Source organism: Pseudomonas sp. LAMO17WK12:I10 (assembly GCF_900215185.1).
Lineage (GTDB): Bacteria > Pseudomonadota > Gammaproteobacteria > Pseudomonadales > Pseudomonadaceae > Aquipseudomonas > Aquipseudomonas chlororaphis.
The window spans coordinates 70,177-92,692 of sequence record NZ_OBDX01000005.1; the positions used below are offsets into that span (position 1 = coordinate 70,177).

Sequence of the window (22,516 nt, forward strand, 5' to 3'; positions counted from 1 at the left end):
CGGCAGCGGCTACATGAATCGTTATCGCCTGGGCGCCTTGTGGTGGTTGGGTGGGCCCTATCGCGAGCAAGCTCGCTCCTACAGGTATTGCACCGTCCTTGTAGGAGCGAAGCTTGCTCGCGATGACGTCAGGCCGGGCAATACAAAATGAAAGGCCAAAGACACTCCCCCCAAACGCCACCCACAAAAAAAGGCGGCTACCCGCAGGTAGCCGCCTTTTCATTCACCGCCGGTAACGCTTATTCCGACAGTTTGTAGGCGATGATGTAGTCGCCCATCTTGGTGCCCAGCGAGCCGTGGCCACCCACGACCACCAGCACGTACTGCTTGCCATCCTTGCCGGTGTAGCTCATCGGCGTGGCCTGGCCGCCCGCTGGCAGGCGGGACTTCCACAGTTCCTTGCCGTTGTTCACGTCATAACCGCGGATGTACTGGTCCAGGGTGCCGCTGAGGAAGCCCACGCCACCGGCGGTGACCATCGAGCCGCCCATGCTCGGCACGCCGATGGGCAGGCCGATCGGTACCGGCGAGCTGTCGCGGCTGGTGCCGTTCTTGTGCTTCCACACCACTTTGTTGGTGGTCAGGTCGATACCGGCCACGTAGCCCCAGGCCGGGGCCTGGCAAGGTACGCCGAACGGCGACATGAACGGATGCATGATCACCGCGTACGGCGCGCCAGTGTTGGGTTGCACACCGGAGGTTTCGCTTTCGCGCTTGCTGCCGGCGGCGACTTCGGCGCGCGGCACCAGCTTGGAAACGAAGGCCATGTAGTTCGGGCTGGTGAACAGCAGGTGGCGGACCGGGTCGATCGACACGCTGCCCCAGTTGAACACACCGACGTTACCCGGGTAGACCAGGCTGCCCTGGATCGACGGCGGGGTGTACTGGCCTTCGTAGCGCAGTTCCTTGAACTGGATGCGGCACAGCATCTGGTCGAACGGCGTGGCGCCCCACATGCCTTTTTCTTCCAGCGGCGGCGGCAGCAGGTTCAGGTCCGAACGGGCCTGGGTCGGCGCGGTGTGGTCACCTTCGACCGCACCGCCCGGCGCCGGTACTTCCTGGATCGGCACGATCGGGGTGCCATCGCGACGGTCCAGAACATACAGGCTGCCTTGCTTGGTCGGCTGAATCAGCGCCGGCTTGATGCCGTCCGCGGTCTTCATGTCCACCAGGGTCGGCTGGCTGCCCACGTCCATGTCCCACAGGTCATGGTGGGTGAACTGGTAGTTCCAGCGCAGCTTGCCGGTATCGATGTCCAGGGCCACGGTGCCGGCGCTGAACTTCTCGGCGCCCGCGGTGCGGTTGCCGCCCCATTGGTCAGGCATCTGGTTGCCCAGCGGCAGGTAGACCAGGCCCAGCTTCTCGTCGACGCTGGCCAGGGACCACATGTTCGGCGAGTTGCGGGTGTAGGTCTGGCCTTCCGGCAGCGGCGTGGTGACGTCGGGGTTTCCGGCGTCCCAGTTCCACACCAGGTGACCGTCGTGCACGTCGAAGGCGCGGATCACGCCGGACGGTTCGTTGGTCGACTCGTTGTCGGTCACGTGGCCGCCGATGATCACCAGGTTACGGGTGATGGCGGCCGGCGACGTCGAGTAGTAGCCGCCCGGGGTGAACGGGCCGATACCGGCCTTCAGGTCCACGGCGCCTTTGTTGCCGAAGTCTTCGCAGACCTTGCCGGTGTCGGCGTTGATCGCGATCAGGCGCGCGTCGGCGGTCGGCAGGAACAGGCGACGCGGGCAGCTGGCGGCGATCGCCTGGCCGGCGGCCGAGAGGCTGGCCGGGGTGCTGATGGCGTCGCTTTTGTTGAAGTTGGCTTCGTCGTAGTACGACACGCCGCGGCAGGTCATGTGTGCCCAGCCACGGAAGTCATCGCCGTTCGGGCCCTGGATTTTCGGGTCGAAACGCCAGATTTCCTTGCCGGTGTCCGGGTCCAGCGCCAGCACCTGGCTGTGGGCGGTGCAGGCATAGAGCATGCCGTTGACCTTCAGCGGGGTGTTCTGGTTGGTGATTTCCACCGGGTCCTTGGCGGTCGGCATGTCGCCGGTGCGGATGCGCCAGGCTTCCTGCAGCTTGCCGATGTTGGCCGGAGTGATCTGGGTCAGCGGCGAGTAGCGGTCGCCGAACTCGGTGCGGCCATATGCCTGCCAGTCGCCTTCGGGCATGGTCGGCGCGGCGCTGGTGGTGTCGGCGCTTGCACGGCCCAGTTCGCCCGAGATCTCGCCCGGATTGGTGAACTGGCTGTTGATCGCGGCACCACCGGCCAGGACCACGGCCACGCCCAGTACCGCGGTGCTCACAGGCGCCGGGCCGTTGCGCAGCAGCGGACGACGGAACCATGGCAGCAGCAGAACCACACCCAGGGCAAAGAACAGCGACAGGCGTGGCACCAGTTGCCACCAGTCCAGGCCGACTTCCCACAGTGCCCAGACGGAGCTGGCGAACAGCACCACCCCGTAGACGAGCAGCGCGGCACTACGACCGGCCAGCAGCAGCACGCCGCTGACGATCAGGCCAATACCGGCCAACAGGTAGTACAGCGAGCCGCCGAGCATGCTCAGCTTGATCCCCCCGGCCAGCATGGCCAGGCCCATTAGCAGCAGCAAGATACCGAGCAGGCTCGGCAGCAGGCGGCTCGGACTTGAAGCACCATCAGTGCTCATAGTGTGGTTCTCCGTGACGTTTAAGGTAGTCCCGCGCTTGTTCACTGTAGATGACGATCAGGCGCGGGCATGGTTCAGCAGTGTTTGGGAAAAACAGTTTTATTCAGATTAGGCGCGTTGCTGGTGCGCCTCAGAACGAGCTCTGGATCTTGATCCCGCCGATCAGCGCGTCGTCGACCTTGTCCACGCCACCCGGGTGGCGGATGTATTGCAGGTTCGGGCGCACGGTCAGCCAGTTAGTGACATGCACGCCGTAGTACAGCTCGGCGCTGTATTCGGTGTCCTGGGGCGGCAGGTAGGCCGGGTTGTCGTAGTCCTGGATGAGGTTGGCCTGGTTGGTCGCTTCGGCGTTCTTGCGGTAGGCCGGGTTGACGTGGACCCGGGCCATGGCGAAACCGATGTCGTCCTTGGCGCGCGCATCGAACAGGCCCTTGTAGACCAGGCCGGCCTGGACGTAGTTGTCGATGGCGTTGGTCTTCTTGTCGTGCATCGTCGCGTTGGCGAACAGGCTCAAGCCGCGCGAGTGGTCGCTGGCCAGGCTGGTGATCTGCTGTTGCGCGCCCAGCCACAGGCCGTGTTTGCTCGAACTGCTGCGATAGGCCTCGCCACTCAAGGCCGCCGGCTGGCCGTTGCTGTCCTTGTACACATCGCTGGCCTTGGCGCTGCTGTAGTAGTAGCCGGCGCGGTATTCACCCGGCAGGCCGTTGAGTTTCGGCATCCACACCAGTTCCACCGGCAGCAGGGTGCCCTGGGTGCCGCTGCCGCTGAGCTTGAAGCCGTTGCCGCGCTCGAGGTTGGACGGGTTCTGCTCATAGGCGCCGATCTGCGCGTAGAGCTCAGGGGTCAGGTGATATTTGACCCGCAGCGCCCACTGGCTGACCGGCCAGTTGTACCAGACGCTACCGGCCCAGTTGCCGACCTGGGAGCCGCAGAACGCGAGGTTCTGGAAGTCGCAGGGGAAGCTGTTGAAGTCTTCGCCCTGGCCGAACCGGCCGACCTTGATATCGAGTTTCTGGTCGAAGAATTTCTGCTGGTACCACATCTGCGTCAGGCGCCAGGTCTGGCCGCGGCCCCAGACTTCCTGGGCCGAGGTGAAGCCACCGACCCGCGGGTCGTTGATGCGGTCGTTGCTGATGTTGTCGCCGTCGCGCTTGGTGATGGTCAGTTGGAACTCGGCATCGTTCCAGCCGAGGATCTTGCCCAGGTCCAGGTGGCTGCCGAAGGCGAACTGGTCGCTGAAGCGCGCGGTACGGTCATGGTCGTAACCGCCATGCAGGTTGGCGCCCATTTCGCCGACGAAGTCGATCTTGAAGTCGTAGCCTTTTTTCGCCAGCTCGGTGCGGTTGCCATTCCAGTCGCCGAGCATCCACGGGGACTCACTGTCGAAGGCCGGCGCGGCCTGGGCGCAGGTGGCCAGGCCGAGGGCGCCGAGCAGGGTCATGGTTTGGTGCAGGGCGGCAGAGCGAGAGACAGCGCTGTCTTTAAAGGTTTGAACGTCTGGCATAGGTGAAGTCTTGGTCTTATTCAAGGAAATGGGCAGGCAAGCAAAGGCTCGACGTGGCTCGGTTCGCGGCAGCGCGAGCACGTTAATACAGCTGATTCAAAGGGCAGGATTAAAGGTTTCAGCCTGAGCGGCGCGAAGAATAAATCAGGGGCCAGGCGAGAGAAAGGGCTTTTGTTGACATGAATCATTTCGGATTCGGTAACAGTACTGCGTCGCCGCCTGGAGCACGGGGCCTGCTGGCGCGGTGAACGCCAGGAAAGCCGTGGCGCGACGGCCCGTTGCAGGCCGTCGCGGGTCAGAGCCTCAGAAGGTGGTGCGCAAGCCGACCTCGATGCTGCGCCCCTGGGCCGGGGCGATGTCGCGCAGGATCGAGCTGGCGTAGCGCACGGTCTGGTTGGTCAGGTTCTCGCCCTTGACGAAGGCCAGCCACTGGCTGCTGCCGATGTCGAAGTGGTAACCGGCGCTGGCGCCCAGGGTGGTGTAGCCGTCGGTGCCGCTTTCGTTGTCCGGCACGCGACGCTGGCTGGCGGCGTGTTCGACATCGATGCGCGCCTGCCAGCGATCCAGCTCCCACAGCAGGCCGCTGTTCAGGCGCAGCGGTGCGATGCGTGGCAGGGCTTCGCCGTTGTCCAGGTTCTTGGCGCGGGTGTAGTCGCCGGACAGTTCCAGGGCGAACTTGCCGTAGGCGCTTTCGCCGAGCTTCCAGTGATCCTGGGCCTCGATCCCGGCAAACCGCGCGCGGACCCCGGAGTAGGTGTATTCCGGCATGCCACCGGCGTCCTCCTCGCCTTCATCGTTGAGGGTGCGACCGCTGCCGAGCAGCCCGATGTAGTTGGAGAAGTGGCTGTAGAACACCCCGACGCTGCCTTTGTGGGTGCCGTTGTCGAAACGCAGGGCCAGGTCGCTGGACACGGCTTTTTCTTTCGACAGGTTGGCGTCGCCGACTTCATAGGTGCCGGTGGCCACGTGGGCGCCGTTGGCATACAGCTCGTAGAAGGTCGGCGCGCGTTCGGTGTAGCCCAGGGTGGCGGCCACGGACCAGATCGGCGTCAGGGTGTAGACCGCGCCGGACGACAGGCTGCCGGCGGTGAAACTGTTGGAGCTGTCGGCCTGGCTGAAGCGCTCGTTGCCTTTGCTGTCCGGGTCGACGCGGGTGTGTTCCAGGCGCCCGCCGAGGCTGAGTTTCAGGCGCTCGGTGGCCTGCAATTCTTCGAGGATGAACAGCGCGGCGCTGTCGGTATCGGTCTGGGGAACGAAGGCTTCTTCGCCGAGCGCGGAAAATTCGCTGCGGCTGACCTGGGTGCCGATCACCCCATTGAGCGGGCCGAGGGGCTGGTGGCGCGCTTCGACCCGGGCTTCGTAACCCTTGTTCTTGAAAATGGTGCCGGTCTCGCCGCCTTCGATTTCGCGGTGCTCGTAATCGGTGTAGCCGGCGTCGAACTTCAGCGAGCTGAAAGGGCCGTCGAGGTTGCGCAGTTCCGAGGCGAAGGCGTAGTGATCCTGCTTCATGCGGATGCGCACGTCGTCTTCGGCGGGCGAGCCGTAGTTGGAGTCGTAGTTGCTGTAGGACAGCCCGGCGTAACCGTCGTCCCAGGTGTAGGAACCGCCGATGGCGCCGCCGTCCTGGCGGCCGTCGCTGTTGCCCAGGCGGCCCTTTTTGCCGTCGCCGTCTTCACTCGCTGGGGCGTGGCGGCTGCGGGCGTAGCCGGGGATTTTCAGGTCGTTGAACTGCCGCGAGTTAGCATCCAGGTGCAAGGCGAAGGTGCCGTTGCCGGCTTCCAGCTTGCCCGCGCTGCTGCGGGTGGTGTCGGCACCGCCATAACGCAATTCACCGGCACCGTGGATGCCTTCGATGGCGGCGGTGGGGATGCGGTTGTCGAAGGTGTTGACCACGCCGCCGATGGCGCTGCCGCCATACAGCAGGGCGGCCGGGCCGCGGATGATCTCGATGCGCTCGACGTTGACCGGGTCCAGCGGCACGGCGTGGTCGTAGGACAGCGACGACGCATCCAGGGCGCCGACACCGTTGCGCAGCAGGCGAATGCGATCGCCGTCCAGGCCGCGAATGATCGGCCGGCTGGCGCCCGGGCCAAAGTAGGACGAAGACACGCCCGGCTGTTTATTCAGGGTTTCGCCGAGGCTGCCTTGTTGTTGCAGGGTCAGGTCGTCACCTTCCAGTACCGTGCTCGGCGCTGCCGTTTGCTGGCTGCCCAGGGGGTTGGCGGTGATGACCTGCGGTTGCAACTCCAGGGCGTGGGCCTGGGAGGCGAGCAGCAAGGCGGCGGACAGCGGCGTCAGGCGCCAGAGTAAAGAGCGAGAAGGGCGGGGGGCAGAGAGGGACATCGGTCATTCCTTGGCAAGCGCGAGGCTATGCGCTTTGAGTCAAAAGAGAACAGGCGTGACACGGCGAGGTGTCTGGATCAGGGGTTTGTTTTGTATTGATACAATATAACATCTCTTTTGGCGCAAAAAGGAAGGAACTTTTTCAGGAGAGGGGGCATTCGTTCCGATGTAGCCGCTGCCGCAGGCTGCGATCGAGCGGAACGCTCGCGGCGATCTCAGGTGCATGAGCGCCTTCGGCGCTATCGCAGCCTGCGGCAGCGGCTACAGTTGATGAGTGTTCGCCCTTCCACCGGATCGAACCCTCGGCTAAGGTGCGCGACTTCCTTTTTCTCTTGCTCAAAGGCCCGGCATGACTGCAACGAACAACGACCCGCTGCACGGCGTCACCCTGGAACAGATCCTCAAGGCGCTGGTGGAACATTACGAATGGCAGGGGTTGGCCGAGCGCATCGATATTCGTTGCTTCAAGAGCGACCCGAGCATCAAGTCGAGCCTGACCTTTCTGCGCAAGACGCCCTGGGCGCGGGAGAAAGTCGAGCAGCTGTACGTGAAACTGCAGCGCACCAAACGCCCGCTCTAAGGACCTTCGATGGCTGTCGAGCCGGTTTTTCCTTCAGGCGGCAAACGGCTGTTCACCGCGCTGGCCGCGTTGCTCGGCTGGGTGGGGCTGACGATCCAGCTGTACCTGATCCTTCATCTGCGCTGGACGGTGGACGCCAGCCTGCTGGGCGGGCTGATCAACTTTTTCAGTTTCTTCACCGTGCTCACCAACACCCTGGTGGCGGTGGTGCTGACCTGTGCCCTGGACCTGCGCAGCTCGCGCGGGCAGCGGTTCTTTCTGCAACCCTGGGTCAGCAGCGGCATCGCGGTCAGCATTGTGGTAGTGGGGCTGGCGTACAGCCTGTTGCTGCGTCACCTGTGGCATCCCCAGGGCTGGCAGTTCGTGGCGGACGAGTTGCTGCACGACGTGATGCCGCTGCTGTTTCTCGTCTACTGGTGGTGCTGCGTGCCCAAGGGGCGCCTGGGGCTGCGACATGTCGCCGGGTGGATGCTCTACCCGCTGCTGTACTTCGCTTATGTGCTGCTGCGCGGGCATGTGCTGGGGCTGTATCCCTATCCTTTTGTCGACGTGGACAAGCTGGGCTATGCGCAGGCGTTCGTGAATGCGCTGGGGATTCTGGCGGGATTCGTGCTGGTGGCGCTGCTGTTGGTGGGTATTGATCGGTGGCGGGGGGCTGGCTCGGTATCGTCCGGCTGAATGCTTTCGCGGGCAAGCCTCGTTCCTAGGTCGGAGCGAGGCTTGCCCGCGAAAGGCGGCAAAACCGCCGCTTATTCTTCTTCGCTACTGTCCAGGCGCCAATAACCGGCGGTCTTGACGAACTCGTCGTCGAGCCGGTGCTCGTCCAGCAGTACCCGGCGAATCTGCCGCGAGACTTTGCTTTCCGTGGCCACCCAGGCATACAGCTTGCCGCTGGGTACCTGCAGCCCGCGCACGGTGCCGATCAGGTCCTGCTGGCCGCCGTCGCGCTCGACCCAGATCACCTCGACCTGCGCCGCGCTCGCCAGCACCTGGCGCTCGGCGGCGTCCTGGATCTCGATCACCGCCAGCACCCGGCGCCCGGCCGGCAATTCTTCCAGGCGCCGGGCAATCGCCGGCAGCGCGGTTTCATCGCCGATCAGCAGGTAGCTGTCGAAGATGTCCGGCACGATCATCGAGCCGCGCGGCCCGCCGATATGCAGGAACTGACCGGGCCTGGCCTGCTCGGCCCAGGTCGAGGCAGGGCCGTCGCCGTGCAGCACGAAATCGATATCCAGTTCACCGATGTCCAGGTCGTAGCGCCGTGGCGTGTAGTCGCGCATGGCCGGCATTGCGCCGTTGTCCTTGCCGGGGCCCAGCACCAGGGTTTCCAGGGCCGCCTGCTGTTCGGCGTTCTGCGGGAACAGCAGCTTTATATGGTCGTCGCCGCCCAGGCTGATGAAACCGGCGAGTTCCGGCCCGCCCAGGGTGATGCGGCGCATGCGCGGGGTCAGGTCGACCACCCGCAGCACTTCCAGGCGGCGGCGTTTGATCTCGTGGCTGACCCGATGAATCGATGGCGAATTGTCTGCGGTCATTCAGCTGACTCCTGAGTGGAAGAGGGGGCCGGGCCGTCGACGATGGCGCGGGCGGTATTGTTCAGCAGGTCGCGGACGCGCAGGATTTCTTGCGGGTTCCAGCGGCCGTGGTGCATCTGCAGGGCGTGGCGCAGGTTGTGTACCGCCTCGTGGATTTCCGCCGGGCGATCGTGGCCGCGCAGCGAGCGCTTGCTGACGTCGATACGCATGCGCACGCCATCCAGGGCAATCGCCTGGTCCTGTAAGGACAGACGGCCGGCCTCGGTCACGCTGTAGCGTTTTTTCCCGCCTTCGGCGTCGCCGCTGATCAGTTCGCTCTCTTCGAGGAAGGTCAGGGTCGGGTAGATCACGCCCGGGCTGGGGCTGTAGGCGCCATCGAACATGCCTTCGATCTGGCGGATCAGGTCATAACCGTGGCACGGCTGCTCGGCGATCAGCGCCAGCAGCAGCAACTTCAGGTCGCCGGGGGCGAAGACCCGCGGGCCACGGCCGCCGCGTTCGCGCCCGGGGCGTTTTTCAAAACCGTCGTGGCCGTCGCCGTACTCACGGTGGGGGTGGTGGTGTTCTCTCATTTTCTCTTTCTCCTGTGCGGTTAAGACATAACTTAAGATATATCTTAAAAGCCGCGCAAGTACTTCCGTGCTGGCCGCATCAGCCGTTTGTCGCAGAGGGGGAGAATCGAGACAGTCCGTAGCCGCTGCCGAGCCTGCGAGGCTGCGATCGAGGACGCAGTCCTCGCAAAACGGCCTCCGCAGTGATTCCTGGAGCAACGGGGTTGCCCGGTTTGCGGCCGCTACGCAGCCGATCGCAGCCGATCGCAGCCTCGCGGGCTCGGCAGCGGCTACAAGGCGGCTACGTTGCGGGGGGAGATTTCAGCGTTGGGCCAGGCTGCCCAGGCATTGGGTATTGCTGCCCGGTTGCAGGTACGGCGTGAGGATCGGCGCCATGCCCTTGAGCACCTGGACCGGCAAGGCCGAGGTGAACTTGAAGGCTTGCGCCGAGACGCCCGGCACATAGGCGGTCAGGGTGCCGAAGTGGTGTTCGCCGATATAGAACACGAAGGTGGCGGTGCGGTTGATGGATTTCGAACTGAGGATCCGTCCGCCGGAGCCGATGGCCTCGATACGGTTGTCGCCGGTGCCGGTCTTGCCGCCCATGGCCAGCGGCGTGCCGTCGGCCAGCTTGAAGCTGCCGGAGAGGCGCTTGGCAGTACCGGCATCCACCACTTGCGACAGGGCGCCGCGCAGCGCCGTGGCCACTTCAGAAGGCATCACCCGCTTGCCCTCGGCCGGGTCGTTGACCAGCTTGGTTTCATACGGCGTATCGGCGGCGAAGTGCAGGCTGTCGATGCGCAGGGTCGGCATGCGCACGCCGTCGTTGAGAATGGTGCCGACCAGTTCGGCCAGCGCCGCGGGGCGATCGCCGGAACTGCCGATGGCGGTCGCCAGCGAGGGCACCAGGTGATCGAACGGATAACCGACTTTCTGCCAGCGCTGGTGAATGTCGAGGAACGCCTCGATCTCCAGCATGGTGCGGATGCGGCTGTCCCGCGCGCTCTTGTGCCGGCTCTTGAACAGCCAGCTGTAGACCTCCTGGCGCTCGAATTCGCTGGCTTTGACGATCTCGCTGAACTTGGCGTCGGGGTGGTTCAGCAGGTAGCCGAGCAGCCACAGGTCCAGCGGGTGCACCTTGGCGATGTAGCCCTGGTCGGGCAGGTCGTAGGAGCCGGGGCCGTAGCTGTAATAGAGCTTGTCCAGGCGTTCGTCGGTGAGTTTCTCCGTGAGCTTGGCGCCCTTGAGGTGCGAGCGCACGAAACTGTTGAAACTCTCCTGGCTGGCTTCCGGCAGCAGGTAGCGGTGCACGGCCGCCAGGCGGATCGGCGTCGGGTGCATGCTGTCGAGGAAGGTGTCCAGGCGCGCCTGGGTGTCCTTGTTGCGGTATTTCTTCCAGAACCGCAGGAGGAAAGAAGTGCCCTCGCGGTCGGCGAACTTGGCCAGGTATTCCTGGCGCCGCGGGTCGCCGTCGTCCTTGAGCAGGGCGGCGCTGTTGCTCGGGCCGGCGTAGGTGCTGTAGCGCACCAGGTCGCGCATCAGGCGGATGAAGGGCAGGTTGATCGATTCGCGCAGGGCGTCGCGCAGGGCCGGCATGCGGCCGTTGTCTTCCTTGCGGAAGTTATGAAAGGTGTGCAGCCCGCCGCCGGTGAAAAAACTCTCGCCGGGGCTGGCCGAGTATTTGCGGTCCAGGGCCGCCTCGAGCATTTTCGGCAGGCTGCGGTCGCTGTTCTGGATCAGGTAGTCCACGGCCCAGCGGCTCAGGCGGTCCTGTTCGGCGATCTCGACTTTCTTCAGTACCGCCGGGGTTTCGGCACCGTACTGCTCGTACAGTTCGGCAATGATCTGCAGGTAGGTGGTCAGGACCCGCAGCTTGGCGGTGGAGCCCAACTCCAGCTTGCTGCCTTCGTTGATGTCGAAGGGCTGGTCGGTGCTGTCGGTCTGGACCCGCACCCGCGAACCGTCCGGCGTCAGCTCGAGCAGGGTGAAGCTGTAGCGCACCTGGGTGGTGCTGGTCGGTGTCAGCAGGCGTTCGCCGAGCAGGCCGATCTCGGCGGCGAACACCGGGTCGGCCAGGTGCTTGAGGTACTCGGTGGCCTGGCGTTGCAGGTCGCTTTGCAGGGTGCTGGTGGCGGACAGGTCGAGGCGATCGAGGTCGTACAGCGGCCGGTTGAGCAAGCCGGCCAGGCGACTGCGGGCGACGCTGATGCCCTTATTGGTTTCGATCGGCTGGATCGTCGGTTGCTGCACCCAGTCGCGGAAGGTGGCCTTGCTGGCCAGGGCAGCTTCGGACAGCGGCGTATCGATCACGCCATTCTGGGTCAGCACGCGGATATGGCTGTCGGTGAGTTCGGCCAGCTCCTGGCGGCCCTTGGACAGGTAATGCGAAGGCCGGCGCTGGGCGATCATCAACGACAGCACCTGGCGCAGGGCCAGGCCGCGTTGCGCCAGGCTCTGCGGATCGTTGGCGGTGCTCGCCAGCTGCTCGTTGACCTGGGTGAAGTCGGCGCCGTACCAGACCCGCAGCCCTTCGGCCATGCCATGCACCTCACCGTGGCCGGGCACGGCCGACAGCGGCACGCTGTTGAGGTAGTCGCGAATGATGCGCCGCCGGGCCTCGAGGGTCTGCTGGCCGCCCTGGTAGGCACGCACGCTGGCGGAAATCATCTGCCGGATCTTTTCCGCGCCGGACACGGTCAGGCCGTCCGGTGAGTGCCGGTACTTTTCCAGCTGGGTCGCCAGGGTACTGCCGCCCGCCGTCTGCCCTGGCAGGTGCAGCAGCTTGGCCACTTGCGACCAGGCGGCCTTGGCGAAGCGCGGCCAGTCCACCGCCGGGTTGGCCAGGGGCTGGTCGGGGTCGAGCAACTCGCGGTTTTCGATGAACAGCAGGCTGCGCACCATCACCGGCGGGATGGCGGCAAAGCTCGAATAGAGCTGCTGCGGGTACTTGAATTGATAGAGCGGCGCCGCGCGGCAATCGGTGATCGACAGCCCGGCCTGAATCTTCTCGGTATAGGGTACGAAGAAGCCGTTTTCGCTGTAGTTCATCAAGGCGGGGGAGAAGCGGGTCTGGGCCTCCACCACGTAACCGCGCTTGAGCAGGCGCGCCAGAAAGTCATCGAGGGCACTGTAGCCCAGGCGCTTGTCGAAGGGCCCGGCGCCGGGGTAGACGATGGCATCGCTGGGGCCGGGCGCCATGGAATAGCTCAGGTCCGCGGCGAACTTGCTGAGCTCGCGCGCCTGCAGTTTCGAGGTGCGCATTTCCTTGGACGCGGCGAAGCCCAGGGCGACCAGCGCCATCAGCAGCAATAGCCAGAACAGCCGCCACCAAAGCCGGCTTGAATGGGATTTCTCAGGGATAGGCGCTTCTTCCACGCGATCAGTTGGCACTACTTTTTTACTCGAATCGGTCTGCCACAAAGCACCCATAGTCGACTGATCCATTCACGCAGATTGATCGGACTTGTCTGAAGCTTAGACGGTGGTGGGCAATGGTGAAAAATTTGTGCGCAACCTGAAAGCATTCACCTCCCCCCTGTAGGAGCGAGCCTGCTCGCGACGGTCGTCAACGATGATTCGGTGTATCCGAAGCATCGCGGCGCCCTCGGGTTTATCGCGAGCAAGCTCGCTCCTGCAGGGCATGGGGCGAGGCGAAAGAAGCTTGAGATAGAGCTATCGCGACCGGTAAATAGGTCCTAGGTAGGGGCATGACGCTGCACCATGGCTGTGCAATACTCGGCGCCGTTCAAAAATGACAAACGGCGAAAATTCCAGGTAATGCCACTCCGCAAAACCGGAAAATACCGAGATTTCTCTCTGAATTTAGCTGTTTATAGAGTGAAAAAGCCTGCCGTCAGCTTTTTATACTGCACGCCCCACTGATCTTGCAGGATTTGTCCTACAAGACGTGTCGGCCCACAAGGTCGATCCGATCTGGTTGGCACGGATTATCCGTCCGTGCCTCACAGGCTCGGTGGCTCATATCCAATAACAAGATGAGGTTGTATCCCTATGCCAGTTGGCAACCACCTGCCCCAAGGCGAGACCGCTCAAGGCGGCCCGCTGAAACGCGAACTCGGCGAACGGCATATTCGCTTGATGGCGCTTGGCGCCTGTATCGGTGTCGGCCTGTTCCTCGGTTCGGCCAAGGCCATTGAAATGGCCGGCCCGGCCATCATGCTGTCCTACATCCTCGGCGGCCTGGCGATTCTGGTGATTATGCGCGCCCTCGGCGAGATGGCCGTGCATAACCCGGTCGCAGGTTCCTTCAGCCGTTACGCGCAAGACTACCTCGGCCCGCTGGCGGGCTTTCTCACTGGCTGGAACTACTGGTTCCTGTGGCTGGTGACCTGCGTTGCGGAAATCACCGCGGTGGCGGTGTACATGGGCATCTGGTTCCCCGACGTGCCGCGCTGGATCTGGGCTCTGGCGGCCCTGGTGAGCATGGGCTCGATCAACCTGATCGCGGTCAAGGCCTTCGGTGAGTTCGAGTTCTGGTTCGCCCTGATCAAGATCGTCACCATCATCGCCATGGTCATCGGTGGCGTCGGCATCATTGCCTTCGGTTTCGGCAATGACGGCGTGGCGCTGGGCATCTCCAACCTGTGGACCCACGGCGGTTTCATGCCCAACGGCGTGACCGGCGTGCTGATGTCCCTGCAGATGGTGATGTTCGCCTACCTGGGCGTGGAGATGATCGGCCTCACCGCCGGTGAAGCGCGCAACCCGCAGAAGACCATTCCCAACGCCATCGGCTCGGTGTTCTGGCGCATCCTGCTGTTCTATGTGGGCGCGCTGTTCGTGATCCTGTCGATCTACCCGTGGAATGAAATCGGCACCCAGGGCAGCCCGTTCGTGATGACCTTCGAGCGCCTGGGCATCAAGACCGCCGCCGGCATCATCAACTTCGTGGTGATCACCGCCGCGTTGTCGTCCTGCAACGGTGGCATTTTCAGCACCGGGCGCATGCTCTACAGCCTGGCGCAGAACGGCCAGGCCCCGGCCGGTTTCGCCAAGACCTCGAACAACGGCGTGCCGCGTCGCGCGCTGCTGCTGTCGATCTTCGCCTTGCTGCTGGGCGTGTTGCTCAACTACCTGGTGCCGGAGAAAGTGTTCGTCTGGGTGACCTCCATCGCCACCTTCGGTGCGATCTGGACCTGGGTGATGATCCTCCTGGCCCAGCTCAAGTTCCGCAAAGGCCTGAGCGCCTCGGAACGTGCCGGCCTGAAGTACCGCATGTGGCTGTACCCGGTCAGCTCCTACCTGGCCCTGGCGTTCCTGGTGCTGGTGGTGGGGCTGATGGCCTACTTCCCGGACACCCGCGTGGCGCTGTATGTGGGGCCGGCGTTCCTGGTGCTGCTGACGGCGTTGTTCTACCTGTTCAAGCTGCAACCGAACAATGCCCAACAGGGCGCGGTGCGTTCGGCGTCGTAACGCCATCAGGTGATTAAAACCAAAAGCCCCCGGTCAGTGACCGGGGGCTTTTTTATGCGGGCTATGTTTCTGCGGTTCCGGGTTTTAGTGTTGCAACCGCCCGTTCACCGCAGCCCGGTGAACGGTCAGCTCCCCAACAGCCCCGTGGTGTCCGCATCGAACGCCGCTTTCGCCTGTTGCGCGGCGGGCGCCAGCAGGGCCAGCAACGCGGCCTCGCTGTACAGCTTGGTGCTCGCCAGGTGCTTGGGCGTTGGTTCGATCGGGATCAGCACGTCTTCATCGCTGGCGTGCAGCCAGATCGCCGCGACATGCAGCGCCGAGACAAACAACACACGCAGTTCAAAGGTCTGGCCTTTGAGGTGCGGCGCCTTTTCCGCCAGGTTCAGCGCATTGACCGTGGCCGACGCCAGGGCGCCGTGGTTCAGGGACGAGAACTCGACCTGGCCGGCGACTTCCGCCAGTTGCGCATCGGCAATCGAGACTCCGTCGCTGAACACCAGGTAATGCCAGTCCCCCAGCGTGGCCTGCTGCAGGCCTTTGCCTTGGGCCAGGTCTTCCAGGCTCAGCGAGTAGCCGCGGTAGGGCTCGGACAGGCTCACTTTGCTGGCGGTGGCCTGGGCGAACTGGCGGTTGACGCCGAAGCCTTTGCTCTGCAGGGCCGCCTGGAGAGCCGGGCGCAGTACCTGAGCGCCGTTGGCGGGTGCCTTGGGATAAGTCAGTTGCATGCTGCCCTCCTTAGTTTTTCCGGGTGAAGTAGGTGGTGGTCCAGTTGCCGCCGCCGTTGTACGAACGGGGGAAGGTGTTCAGGGCACGGGTCGAATAGCCGTAGATGGAATCCGCAATCAGCAGGTAGCTGCCGTTGGTGCCATAGATCGCCAGAAAGTGCGCGCCGCCGCCAAACCAGGCACAGCGCAGGCCAACGGGGCGTCCCATGTTGATCTGGTTGTCGATGGCCGACAGTTGGATCGAGCCCTGGCTCATGCCACCAAAACTGCGGGTGGTTTGCAGGGCCGAGTCCAGGTAGCCGTAGACGTTGCATGGCCCCGGCTGGTTGCAGCAGGTATTGCGCCCCAGTTGCGCGTTGGCGACCCCGCATTGAGTCCAGGAACCGGTGCGGTAATAGTTGCCGACCGAGGCCGACAGCGCGGCCCAGCACCAGTTGGTCTGGGTTTGCTGCTGAATGCTGAAGTTGAGGCTGGCGGCCAGGGCGGCGTGTTCCGCGCTGTCGTCGACGTCGCTCAGTCCGGCGTTGAGCAGGGTGCCGACCAGGCACTGTGGCAGTGCCTCGGCAGGACCAGTGCGGGTAAAGGGTGTGTCTTCAAGGGTTAACATTTTCATCCTCCATGAGTGAAAACAAGCGTCCAGCTTGCGTCGTTGTTGCGTGTGGCGATGCAGCGTTTTTCGCAAGCCCGTGACCGGCCTGTAGGGTTCGCCATCCTCGATGGCCTGCTCCGGTCGGGCTCAGGGGTAACCTTAGTTGTTTTATGCGTTTGTGCAAGTATAAATATGCATTTGTGCAATTTGTTGTGGGTAGGCAATCAGGCCAGAGGAGGCCTGGGAGGGGGCTTGCACGACAACGGCCCATGCAGGCCGGCCTGGATGCCACACGTCTGAAAGACCGCTGGATCAGCGATTTCGCCAATCGATGGGCAGAAAAACCTGCCATACAAGTTGAGCGATATTCAACGGGGGAGAGTCACCCATGAGACTCTTATGGAAGGGAATCTCCAGATACACGGTGATCGGCATCGCCAACACCTTTATCCACTGGCTGGTGTTCTTTTTGCTGAGCCTGGTGGCTGGCCTCAGCCAGGCGCTCAGCAACCTGGCGGCCTTTTGCGTCGCGGCGTCGTTTTCTTTCTATATGAATGCGCGCTTCACCTTCGCCGCCAGGGCCTCGGTCGGCGGCTATCTGCTGTTTCTGGGGGGCATGGGGGCGCTGAGCCTGGGTGTCGGGCATGCCGGGGATGTGTGGCGGCTGCCCGGCTTGCTGACGGTGCTGGTGTTTTCCGCCCTGAGCCTGGTGGCGGGTTTTCTGTTCGCCAAGTTCCTGGTGTTCCGCGAGTGTGAACGATGAAGATCTCGCTGATCGTTCCGGTCTTCAATGAAGAGCAGGCCATCGGCCTGTTTTACCAGGCGGTGCGTCGCGAGTTGCGGTTCGAGCAGGGCGAAGTCGAGATCGTGTTTATCAACGACGGCAGTTCCGACCGCACGGCCGAAGAGGTCAAGGTCCTGGCGCGGATGGACGAGCAGGTGCTGTTGATCAACTTTTCGCGCAACTTCGGCAAGGAGCCGGCGTTGTTCGCCGGGCTGGAGCACGCCAGCGGCGATGCGGTGATTCCCATGGATGTCGACCTGCAGGACCCGATCAGCGTCATCCCGCGGCTGATCGAGGAATGGCAGAAGGGCGCCGATGTGGTCCTCGCCAAACGCCGCAGGCGCACGGCCGACAGTTTTCTCAGGCGCAGCAGCGCGGCGCTGTTCTACCACCTGCTGAACCGTATCGCGTATACCCGGATCGAGGAAAACGTCGGCGACTTCCGGCTGATGGATCGCAAGGTGGTCGATGTGATCCGGACCCTGCCCGAGCATCAGCTGTTCATGAAAGGCGTCCTGTCGTGGGCCGGGTTCACCACGGTGGTGGTGGAGTACGAGCGCGCCGAACGGGTGGCGGGCAAGAGCAAGTTCAATGGCTGGAAACTGTGGAACCTGGCGCTGGAAGGCATCACCTCGTTCAGCACCGTGCCGTTGCGCTTGTGGACCTACATCGGTGGCGGCATCTCGATTTTCGCGGTGCTCTACGCGGTGTACATGGTCCTGGACAAGATCTTCTTCGGCAACAGCGTGCCCGGCTATCCTTCGTTGATGACCGCCATTCTGTTTCTCGGCGGCGTGCAGTTGATCGGCATCGGCATCCTCGGCGAGTACGTCGGCCGTATCTATATCGAGGCCAAGCATCGGCCGCGCTACGTGATCAAGGACGTCATCGGCGGCAAAGACCGCCTGGGGCTCTAGCATGGACAGAATGGGCCGCTTGCTCAGCGGGGAACTCGGGCGTCGCCAGGCCTGGCTGTTTTTTCTGTGCGCCACCTTGTTGTATGTGCTGCCGCTGATCCTCGCGGACTTTCCCTATATCGATGACAACTGGCGCTCGCTGTCGGCCGGTACCGCCTGGACGGAGCAGGGGCGGCTGTTTACCGAGCTGTTCTACAACGCCCTGACCTTCAGCCATGCTGCGCCGAACATCTTTCCCCTGCCGCTGCTGATCGCCACGGTCGCCATGGCCGCGGCCCTGACCAGCCTGACGTTCCATTACTACCCGCAGCCGACGGCGGCCTGCTGCCTGGTGCTGTTGCCGCTCTGGTACAACCCGTTCTTTCTGCAGAACCTGTCGTATCAATACGACGGCCCGGCCATGGCCTTGAGCCTGGTGGCAGTGATCTACGCCATCACCTATCGCAACCCGTACCGCGTGCTGCAATGGCTGGTGCCGGCCTTGCTGGTGGCGCTGGCCATCGGGCTGTATCAGATCAGCATCAATGTGTTCCTGGGCCTGTGTTGCCTGGAGGTGATCCGCGGCGCCAATGACAAGAGCGCCTGGCCGCGCTGGTGGGAAATGATCGGCTGGAAGGTCGCCCAGGCGGCCCTGGGCTGGATGATTTATTGCGTCACCGCCTACCCCTTCATGGATCAGACCCGCACCTTGCTGCTGAATTGGTCGGCGCAGCCCTTGCTGCAACTGCAGGCCAACATCGGCCGGGTGCTGGAAAAAGTCGTGCTGCTGTTTCATGGCGGGTTCGCCTGGGTGTTCGCCGCGCTGGCGCTGTGCGCCCTTGCCGGTTGCGTGCGGCTGGGGATGAACCTGTTCAAGCGGCCGGACAGCGGCCTGAAAAAGGTCGTGATGGCGCTGATCTGCCTGCTGGCATTACTGCTGGTGATCTTGCTGGTGTCGGGGATCGCGCTGTTTTTCCGCGACTTCAATGAAGGCGCCCGGACCTTGATGGGCTTCGCGGTGTTGTGGGTGCTGCTGTTCTATCTGAGCCACCTGGCGTTGGCGGCGCTGCATGAGCGCTTGCCGCTGCTGCTGATGGTGCCGTTGCTGGCGATGCTGTCGCTGTCGTTCGCCTATGGCCGGGTGCTGACGGTGCAGAAAACCCTGGTGGCCAGCGCGCTGTCGAGCCTTGAGCGCGACATCACCAGCCACCGGCCGTTGCGTGAGGCCAAGCGTATATATATGTCGGTGACCTATTCCGATCACTGGCTGCTGGCGGCCGCGGGCTCGTTCAAACAGATGCCGGTGCTGCACTACCTGCTGAACATCGACTTCTTCATGCTGGCCGAGAACCTGCCCAAGGTGGGCATTACCAACGTGGTCGCGGAAAGGGAGCGGCGCAATGCGACCCTGGTCGGTTACCAGGGCTATCCACCGCTGGTGGACAGCCGCTACTACCGGATCTACCTGCTGGGCGATTACGGTTTTATCGTCATGAAGGAGCCGGCGCCGATCAAGACGCTGCACTGGTGAGGCGCTGGGCTTATCCGCTGGATCAGAACTGATCCATCAGCAGCACACGGCATTCCCTGGCCTGGAAGGCGTTGATCTGTGGCACCAGGCGGGTGAAGTGCTCGGTCTGGCAATGGGCCTCGAGCGCCGCGCGGTCTGGCCATTGTTCGATAAAGATGAAGTGCCCCGGGTCTTGCTGGTCGACGAACAGGTCGTAGGCGATGCAGTTCGGTTCCTGGCGGGTTTTCTCCACCAGTTCGGCGTACCAGGGGCGCACGGTGTCGAGGTGTTCGGGCTTGATGAAATCTTCGGCGATGACTTTGAGCACTGGGGTTGCATCCTTTGCATGATGGATAACGCCCCGCCGGCACGACGGAGCGTCGAGGGTGACCGGTCAGGCCGCGGCTTCGCTGTTCGGCTCGAAGCTGTCGGCGCGCGCCAGTTGCCACATGCGCGAATAGAACTCGCCGCTGACCGCGCCGGTGAGCAGTTCGCCGGGCTTGAGGAACACATGCAGCTGCGAGAACAGCTTGATCTCGGTGGCCGACATGCGCCGTACCAGGTGCTTGGCTTCCAATTGCGAGGGGTGCTGCAGGCCGGCGGCGGCGAGCATTTCGGCCAGGGCCTTGAGGGTGTTGCGGTGGAAACTGAACACCCGTTGCGCCTTGTCCGGCACCACCAGCGCGCGCTGGCGCAGGTTGTCCTGGGTGGCGACGCCGGTCGGGCATTTGTTGGTGTGGCAGCTTTGCGACTGGATGCAGCCGATGGCGAACATGAAGCCGCGCGCCGAGTTGGCCCAGTCGGCGCCGATGGCCAGCACACTGGCGATGTCGAAGGCGCTGACGATCTTGCCGCTGGCGCCGAGCTTGATCTTGTCGCGCAGGTTCAGGCCCACCAGGGTGTTGTGCACGAACAGCAGGCCTTCGCGCATTGGCACGCCGATGTGGTCGGTGAACTCCACCGGTGCCGCGCCGGTGCCGCCTTCCTTGCCGTCGACCACGATGAAGTCCGGGAGGATGCCGGTCTCCAGCATGGCCTTGGCGATGCCCATGAACTCCCACGGGTGGCCGAGGCAGAACTTGAAGCCTACGGGCTTGCCGCCGGACAGCTCACGTAGCTGCTGGATGAAATGCATCATTTCGATCGGCGTGGAAAAGGCGCTGTGGCTCGATGGCGAGATGCAGTCCTCGCCCATGCGGATGCCGCGGGTATCGGCGATTTCCTGGGTCACCTTGTGCTTGGGCAGGATGCCGCCGTGGCCGGGCTTGGCGCCCTGGCTCATCTTGATTTCGATCATTCGCACCTGCGGGTCCTGCGCCTGCACGGCGAAGCGCTCCGGGTCGAAACGGCCGTCGCTGGTGCGGCAGCCGAAATAACCGCTGCCCAGTTCCCAGGTCAGGTCGCCGCCGTTTTCCCGGTGGTAAGGGCTGATGCTGCCTTCGCCGGTGTCATGGGCGAAGTTGCCGAGCTTGGCGCCCTGGTTGAGGGCGCGGATGGCGTTGGCGCTGAGGGAGCCGAAGCTCATGGCCGAGATGTTGAACACCGAGGCCGAATAGGGCTGCTTGCACTGCGGGCCGCCGACCGTGACGCGGAAGGTGCTCGGGTCGCTTAGGGGCGCCGGGCGCATGGAGTGGCCGATGAATTCGAAACCCGACTGGTAGACGTCGACCAGGGTGCCGAACGGCTTGTCGGCGCTTTCGTTCTTGGCTCGCGAATAGACCAGCGAGCGCTGGGCCCGGGAGAAGGGCAGGGCGTCGCTGTCGGACTCCAGCAGGTACTGGCGGATTTCCGGGCGGATGCCTTCCACCAGGTAGCGGATATTGCCCAGGATCGGGTAGTTGCGGCGCACCGCATGGGGGCTTTGCAGCAGGTCGAAAATGCCCAGCAGGCTGAGCAGGAAGGTGACCAGGGTGATTGGCCAGAGCCAGTCATGTTCGAGAAAGGGCAAGCTGGCGAGGGTGAAAATCACGCAGGCAGCAAAGAAGGCGTAGCGGCTCAGGAGGGACAGGCTCATACGGTTTCCTTGGTTCGGACTCTATAGATTTCGTTTTTGGGTACTCATTCTTCTTGTGTGGCCAACGATCTTGTTGTTGTAGAAAACGGCTGTGGCGCAGCCAGTGTGCGCACATGGCAGCTTCAGGCGTCAGGCATGGCGCGCCTGGAGAAAAATCGAAAACAGTGCGGACCGGGACTTGATGCCCGCTTGCCGTAGATGTGTTTCTTATGGATGTTCACGGTTTCGGCAAAGGTTTGCAGCTTACGAGCGATCTCCTTGCTGGAGCAACCGCTGAGCATCAGGTGTCCGCCCTGGTGCCAGGCGTTGACGAGGGCGATAGACGATTTGCTGCTTTCCTTATTGCAACTGGTTCTCGTTTCCAAGGCTATATAATGTTACTGTATAACGTATTCGCGTCATCACCCTGCCCTCGGAGACTGCCATGAAAGCCAATATCCATCCCGCCTACCGCACCGTACTGTTCCACGACACCGCCGCGGATGTGTACTTCCTGATCGGTTCCACCGTGGACACCGATCGCACCCAGCGCCACAGCGATGGCAACACCTATCCCTATGTCACCCTCGACGTCTCCAGCGCCTCGCACCCGGTCTACACCGGCCAGCAGCGCAAGACCCAGTCCGAAGGGCGGATCGCCGGCTTCAACAAGCGTTTCGCTTCGTTCGGTTCGTCCGGCAAGACCGGCAACGCTTGAGGGTCCCGGCTCTTGCCGCACAGCCGCTGGTTCCTGCACCCCTGTAGGAGCGGGCGGCATCCTCTCGTCCATTCCCCTCTCTAATGACGACCCCCCCATGGAAGGTCTGGACGGCGTGGCTTCGTCCCGCCGCCCGAGGCGCCGGGTGTATGGAAAAAACAGCGGCCGACTGTGTCGTGACGACGACTCGCCAGTCATGGGATCCTTGCCGCCTCGCGTAACCGATCCAGGTTTTTCATGACTCTTTCAAGCGCTACATCCCCCCTTATCCGTATCGCCGCGGCCCTGCTGATCGGCCCCGACGGCCGTACCCTGCTGGTGCGCAAGCGCGGCACCCAGGCTTTCATGCAGCCGGGCGGCAAGATCGAGCCGAACGAGTTGCCGGCCCAGGCCCTGGCCCGTGAACTGGAAGAAGAACTCGGGCTGCGGATCGCCCCGGCCGACGCCCGTTACCTGGGACGTTTTTCCGCACCTGCAGCCAACGAGCCGGGTTTTGTGGTCGAGGCCGAATTGTTTCGTCTCGACCTGGACACCCACGACGTGCAGCCCGCGGCGGAAATCGAGGAGGTCTGCTGGATCGATCCGCAGGCTGGCGACGAGCTCACATTGGCCCCATTGACACGCGACCTGATCTTGCCGTTCTATCGCGCCTCGCAACTGGCCTCGGCCTGATTTTTCAAGGACAAAGGATTGCC

At 63.4% G+C, this 22,516-nt stretch carries 18 protein-coding genes and 1 pseudogene; 8 read left to right on the forward strand and 11 right to left on the reverse strand.

Translation table 11 applies throughout. The annotated features are described in order from the left end of the window. Positions 1–239 precede the first annotated feature (239 nt). From CRO75_RS07970 to CRO75_RS07980, 3 genes are all read right to left on the reverse strand, one after another. The gene (locus tag CRO75_RS07970) at positions 240–2,660 is read right to left on the reverse strand and encodes a glucose/quinate/shikimate family membrane-bound PQQ-dependent dehydrogenase (protein ID WP_097134925.1); all 2,421 of its coding nucleotides are present in this window, start codon (positions 2,658–2,660) and stop codon (positions 240–242) included. 130 nt (positions 2,661–2,790) lie between these two features. Then, positions 2,791–4,164 carry a carbohydrate porin gene (locus CRO75_RS07975; protein ID WP_097134926.1) on the reverse strand — a complete coding sequence of 458 codons (1,374 nt, stop codon included), beginning with the start codon at positions 4,162–4,164 and terminating at the stop codon, positions 2,791–2,793. 303 nt (positions 4,165–4,467) lie between these two features. After that, positions 4,468–6,507: a TonB-dependent receptor gene (locus CRO75_RS07980; RefSeq protein ID WP_097134927.1), complete on the reverse strand. Its 2,040-nt coding sequence runs from the start codon at positions 6,505–6,507 to the stop codon at positions 4,468–4,470. Between the two features lie 349 nt (positions 6,508–6,856). Here CRO75_RS07980 and CRO75_RS07985 point away from each other — a divergent pair, with 349 nt between their 5' ends. After that, positions 6,857–7,087: a VF530 family protein gene (locus CRO75_RS07985; RefSeq protein ID WP_007923118.1), complete on the forward strand. Its 231-nt coding sequence runs from the start codon at positions 6,857–6,859 to the stop codon at positions 7,085–7,087. Positions 7,088–7,096: 9 nt separating this feature from the next. Beyond that, a complete protein-coding gene (locus tag CRO75_RS07990) occupies positions 7,097–7,765 on the forward strand; it encodes a Pr6Pr family membrane protein (RefSeq protein WP_097134928.1) in 669 nt (222 codons plus the stop codon). Between the two features lie 71 nt (positions 7,766–7,836). Here the strand turns inward: CRO75_RS07990 and CRO75_RS07995 are convergent, their stop codons facing one another. The 3 genes from CRO75_RS07995 to CRO75_RS08005 all read right to left on the reverse strand — a co-directional run bounded on the left by CRO75_RS07995 (position 7,837) and on the right by CRO75_RS08005 (position 12,602). Further along, positions 7,837–8,622 carry a siderophore-interacting protein gene (locus CRO75_RS07995; RefSeq protein WP_097134929.1) on the reverse strand — a complete coding sequence of 262 codons (786 nt, stop codon included), beginning with the start codon at positions 8,620–8,622 and terminating at the stop codon, positions 7,837–7,839. Further along, positions 8,619–9,194, reverse strand: a complete 576-nt coding sequence (locus CRO75_RS08000; RefSeq protein ID WP_009045406.1) for a PadR family transcriptional regulator — start codon at positions 9,192–9,194, stop codon at positions 8,619–8,621. The genes CRO75_RS07995 and CRO75_RS08000 overlap by 4 nt, the downstream gene beginning before the upstream one ends. A gap of 300 nt (positions 9,195–9,494) precedes the next feature. Then, on the reverse strand, positions 9,495–12,602 hold the full coding sequence (locus CRO75_RS08005) for a transglycosylase domain-containing protein (protein WP_097134930.1): 3,108 nt from the start codon (positions 12,600–12,602) through the stop codon (positions 9,495–9,497). A 582-nt stretch (positions 12,603–13,184) separates the two neighbouring features. On the opposite strand from CRO75_RS08005, the gene CRO75_RS08010 reads away from it, so the two are divergent. Next, positions 13,185–14,606, forward strand: a complete 1,422-nt coding sequence (locus tag CRO75_RS08010; RefSeq protein WP_007923136.1) for an amino acid permease — start codon at positions 13,185–13,187, stop codon at positions 14,604–14,606. Between the two features lie 125 nt (positions 14,607–14,731). Here the strand turns inward: CRO75_RS08010 and CRO75_RS08015 are convergent, their stop codons facing one another. Together CRO75_RS08015 and CRO75_RS08020 are read right to left on the reverse strand one after the other, a co-directional pair. Further along, positions 14,732–15,331 (reverse strand): hypothetical protein, encoded by a 600-nt coding sequence (locus CRO75_RS08015; RefSeq protein ID WP_097134931.1) that lies wholly within the window; start codon positions 15,329–15,331, stop codon positions 14,732–14,734. A 10-nt stretch (positions 15,332–15,341) separates the two neighbouring features. Then, positions 15,342–15,938 (reverse strand): papain-like cysteine protease family protein, encoded by a 597-nt coding sequence (locus CRO75_RS08020; protein ID WP_009045403.1) that lies wholly within the window; start codon positions 15,936–15,938, stop codon positions 15,342–15,344. Positions 15,939–16,308: 370 nt separating this feature from the next. Here CRO75_RS08020 and CRO75_RS08025 point away from each other — a divergent pair, with 370 nt between their 5' ends. The 3 genes from CRO75_RS08025 to CRO75_RS08035 are packed head-to-tail and all read left to right on the forward strand — an operon-like array spanning position 16,309 to position 19,131. Continuing rightward, positions 16,309–16,683: a GtrA family protein gene (locus tag CRO75_RS08025; protein ID WP_062824766.1), complete on the forward strand. Its 375-nt coding sequence runs from the start codon at positions 16,309–16,311 to the stop codon at positions 16,681–16,683. After that, positions 16,680–17,621: a glycosyltransferase family 2 protein gene (locus CRO75_RS08030; protein ID WP_097134932.1), complete on the forward strand. Its 942-nt coding sequence runs from the start codon at positions 16,680–16,682 to the stop codon at positions 17,619–17,621. Before CRO75_RS08025 ends, CRO75_RS08030 begins: the two co-directional genes overlap by 4 nt. A gap of 1 nt (position 17,622) precedes the next feature. Beyond that, the gene (locus tag CRO75_RS08035; RefSeq protein ID WP_097134933.1) at positions 17,623–19,131 is read left to right on the forward strand and encodes a glucosyltransferase domain-containing protein; all 1,509 of its coding nucleotides are present in this window, start codon (positions 17,623–17,625) and stop codon (positions 19,129–19,131) included. Between the two features lie 22 nt (positions 19,132–19,153). Here CRO75_RS08035 and CRO75_RS08040 read toward each other — a convergent pair whose 3' ends face one another. From CRO75_RS08040 to CRO75_RS08050, 3 genes and pseudogenes are all read right to left on the reverse strand, one after another. Beyond that, positions 19,154–19,438 carry a putative quinol monooxygenase gene (locus CRO75_RS08040; protein ID WP_097134934.1) on the reverse strand — a complete coding sequence of 95 codons (285 nt, stop codon included), beginning with the start codon at positions 19,436–19,438 and terminating at the stop codon, positions 19,154–19,156. Positions 19,439–19,504: 66 nt separating this feature from the next. Beyond that, entirely contained in the window at positions 19,505–21,124 is a 1,620-nt protein-coding gene (locus tag CRO75_RS08045; protein ID WP_009045399.1) for an FMN-binding glutamate synthase family protein, read from the reverse strand. Between the two features lie 129 nt (positions 21,125–21,253). Beyond that, a pseudogene (locus tag CRO75_RS08050) lies at positions 21,254–21,414 on the reverse strand (LuxR C-terminal-related transcriptional regulator); the annotation flags it as partial. Between the two features lie 134 nt (positions 21,415–21,548). On the opposite strand from CRO75_RS08050, the gene CRO75_RS08055 reads away from it, so the two are divergent. Then, positions 21,549–21,821: a type B 50S ribosomal protein L31 gene (locus tag CRO75_RS08055; RefSeq protein WP_009045397.1), complete on the forward strand. Its 273-nt coding sequence runs from the start codon at positions 21,549–21,551 to the stop codon at positions 21,819–21,821. A 237-nt stretch (positions 21,822–22,058) separates the two neighbouring features. Then, on the forward strand, positions 22,059–22,493 hold the full coding sequence (locus CRO75_RS08060; RefSeq protein ID WP_097134935.1) for an NUDIX domain-containing protein: 435 nt from the start codon (positions 22,059–22,061) through the stop codon (positions 22,491–22,493). Positions 22,494–22,516: the final 23 nt, after the last annotated feature.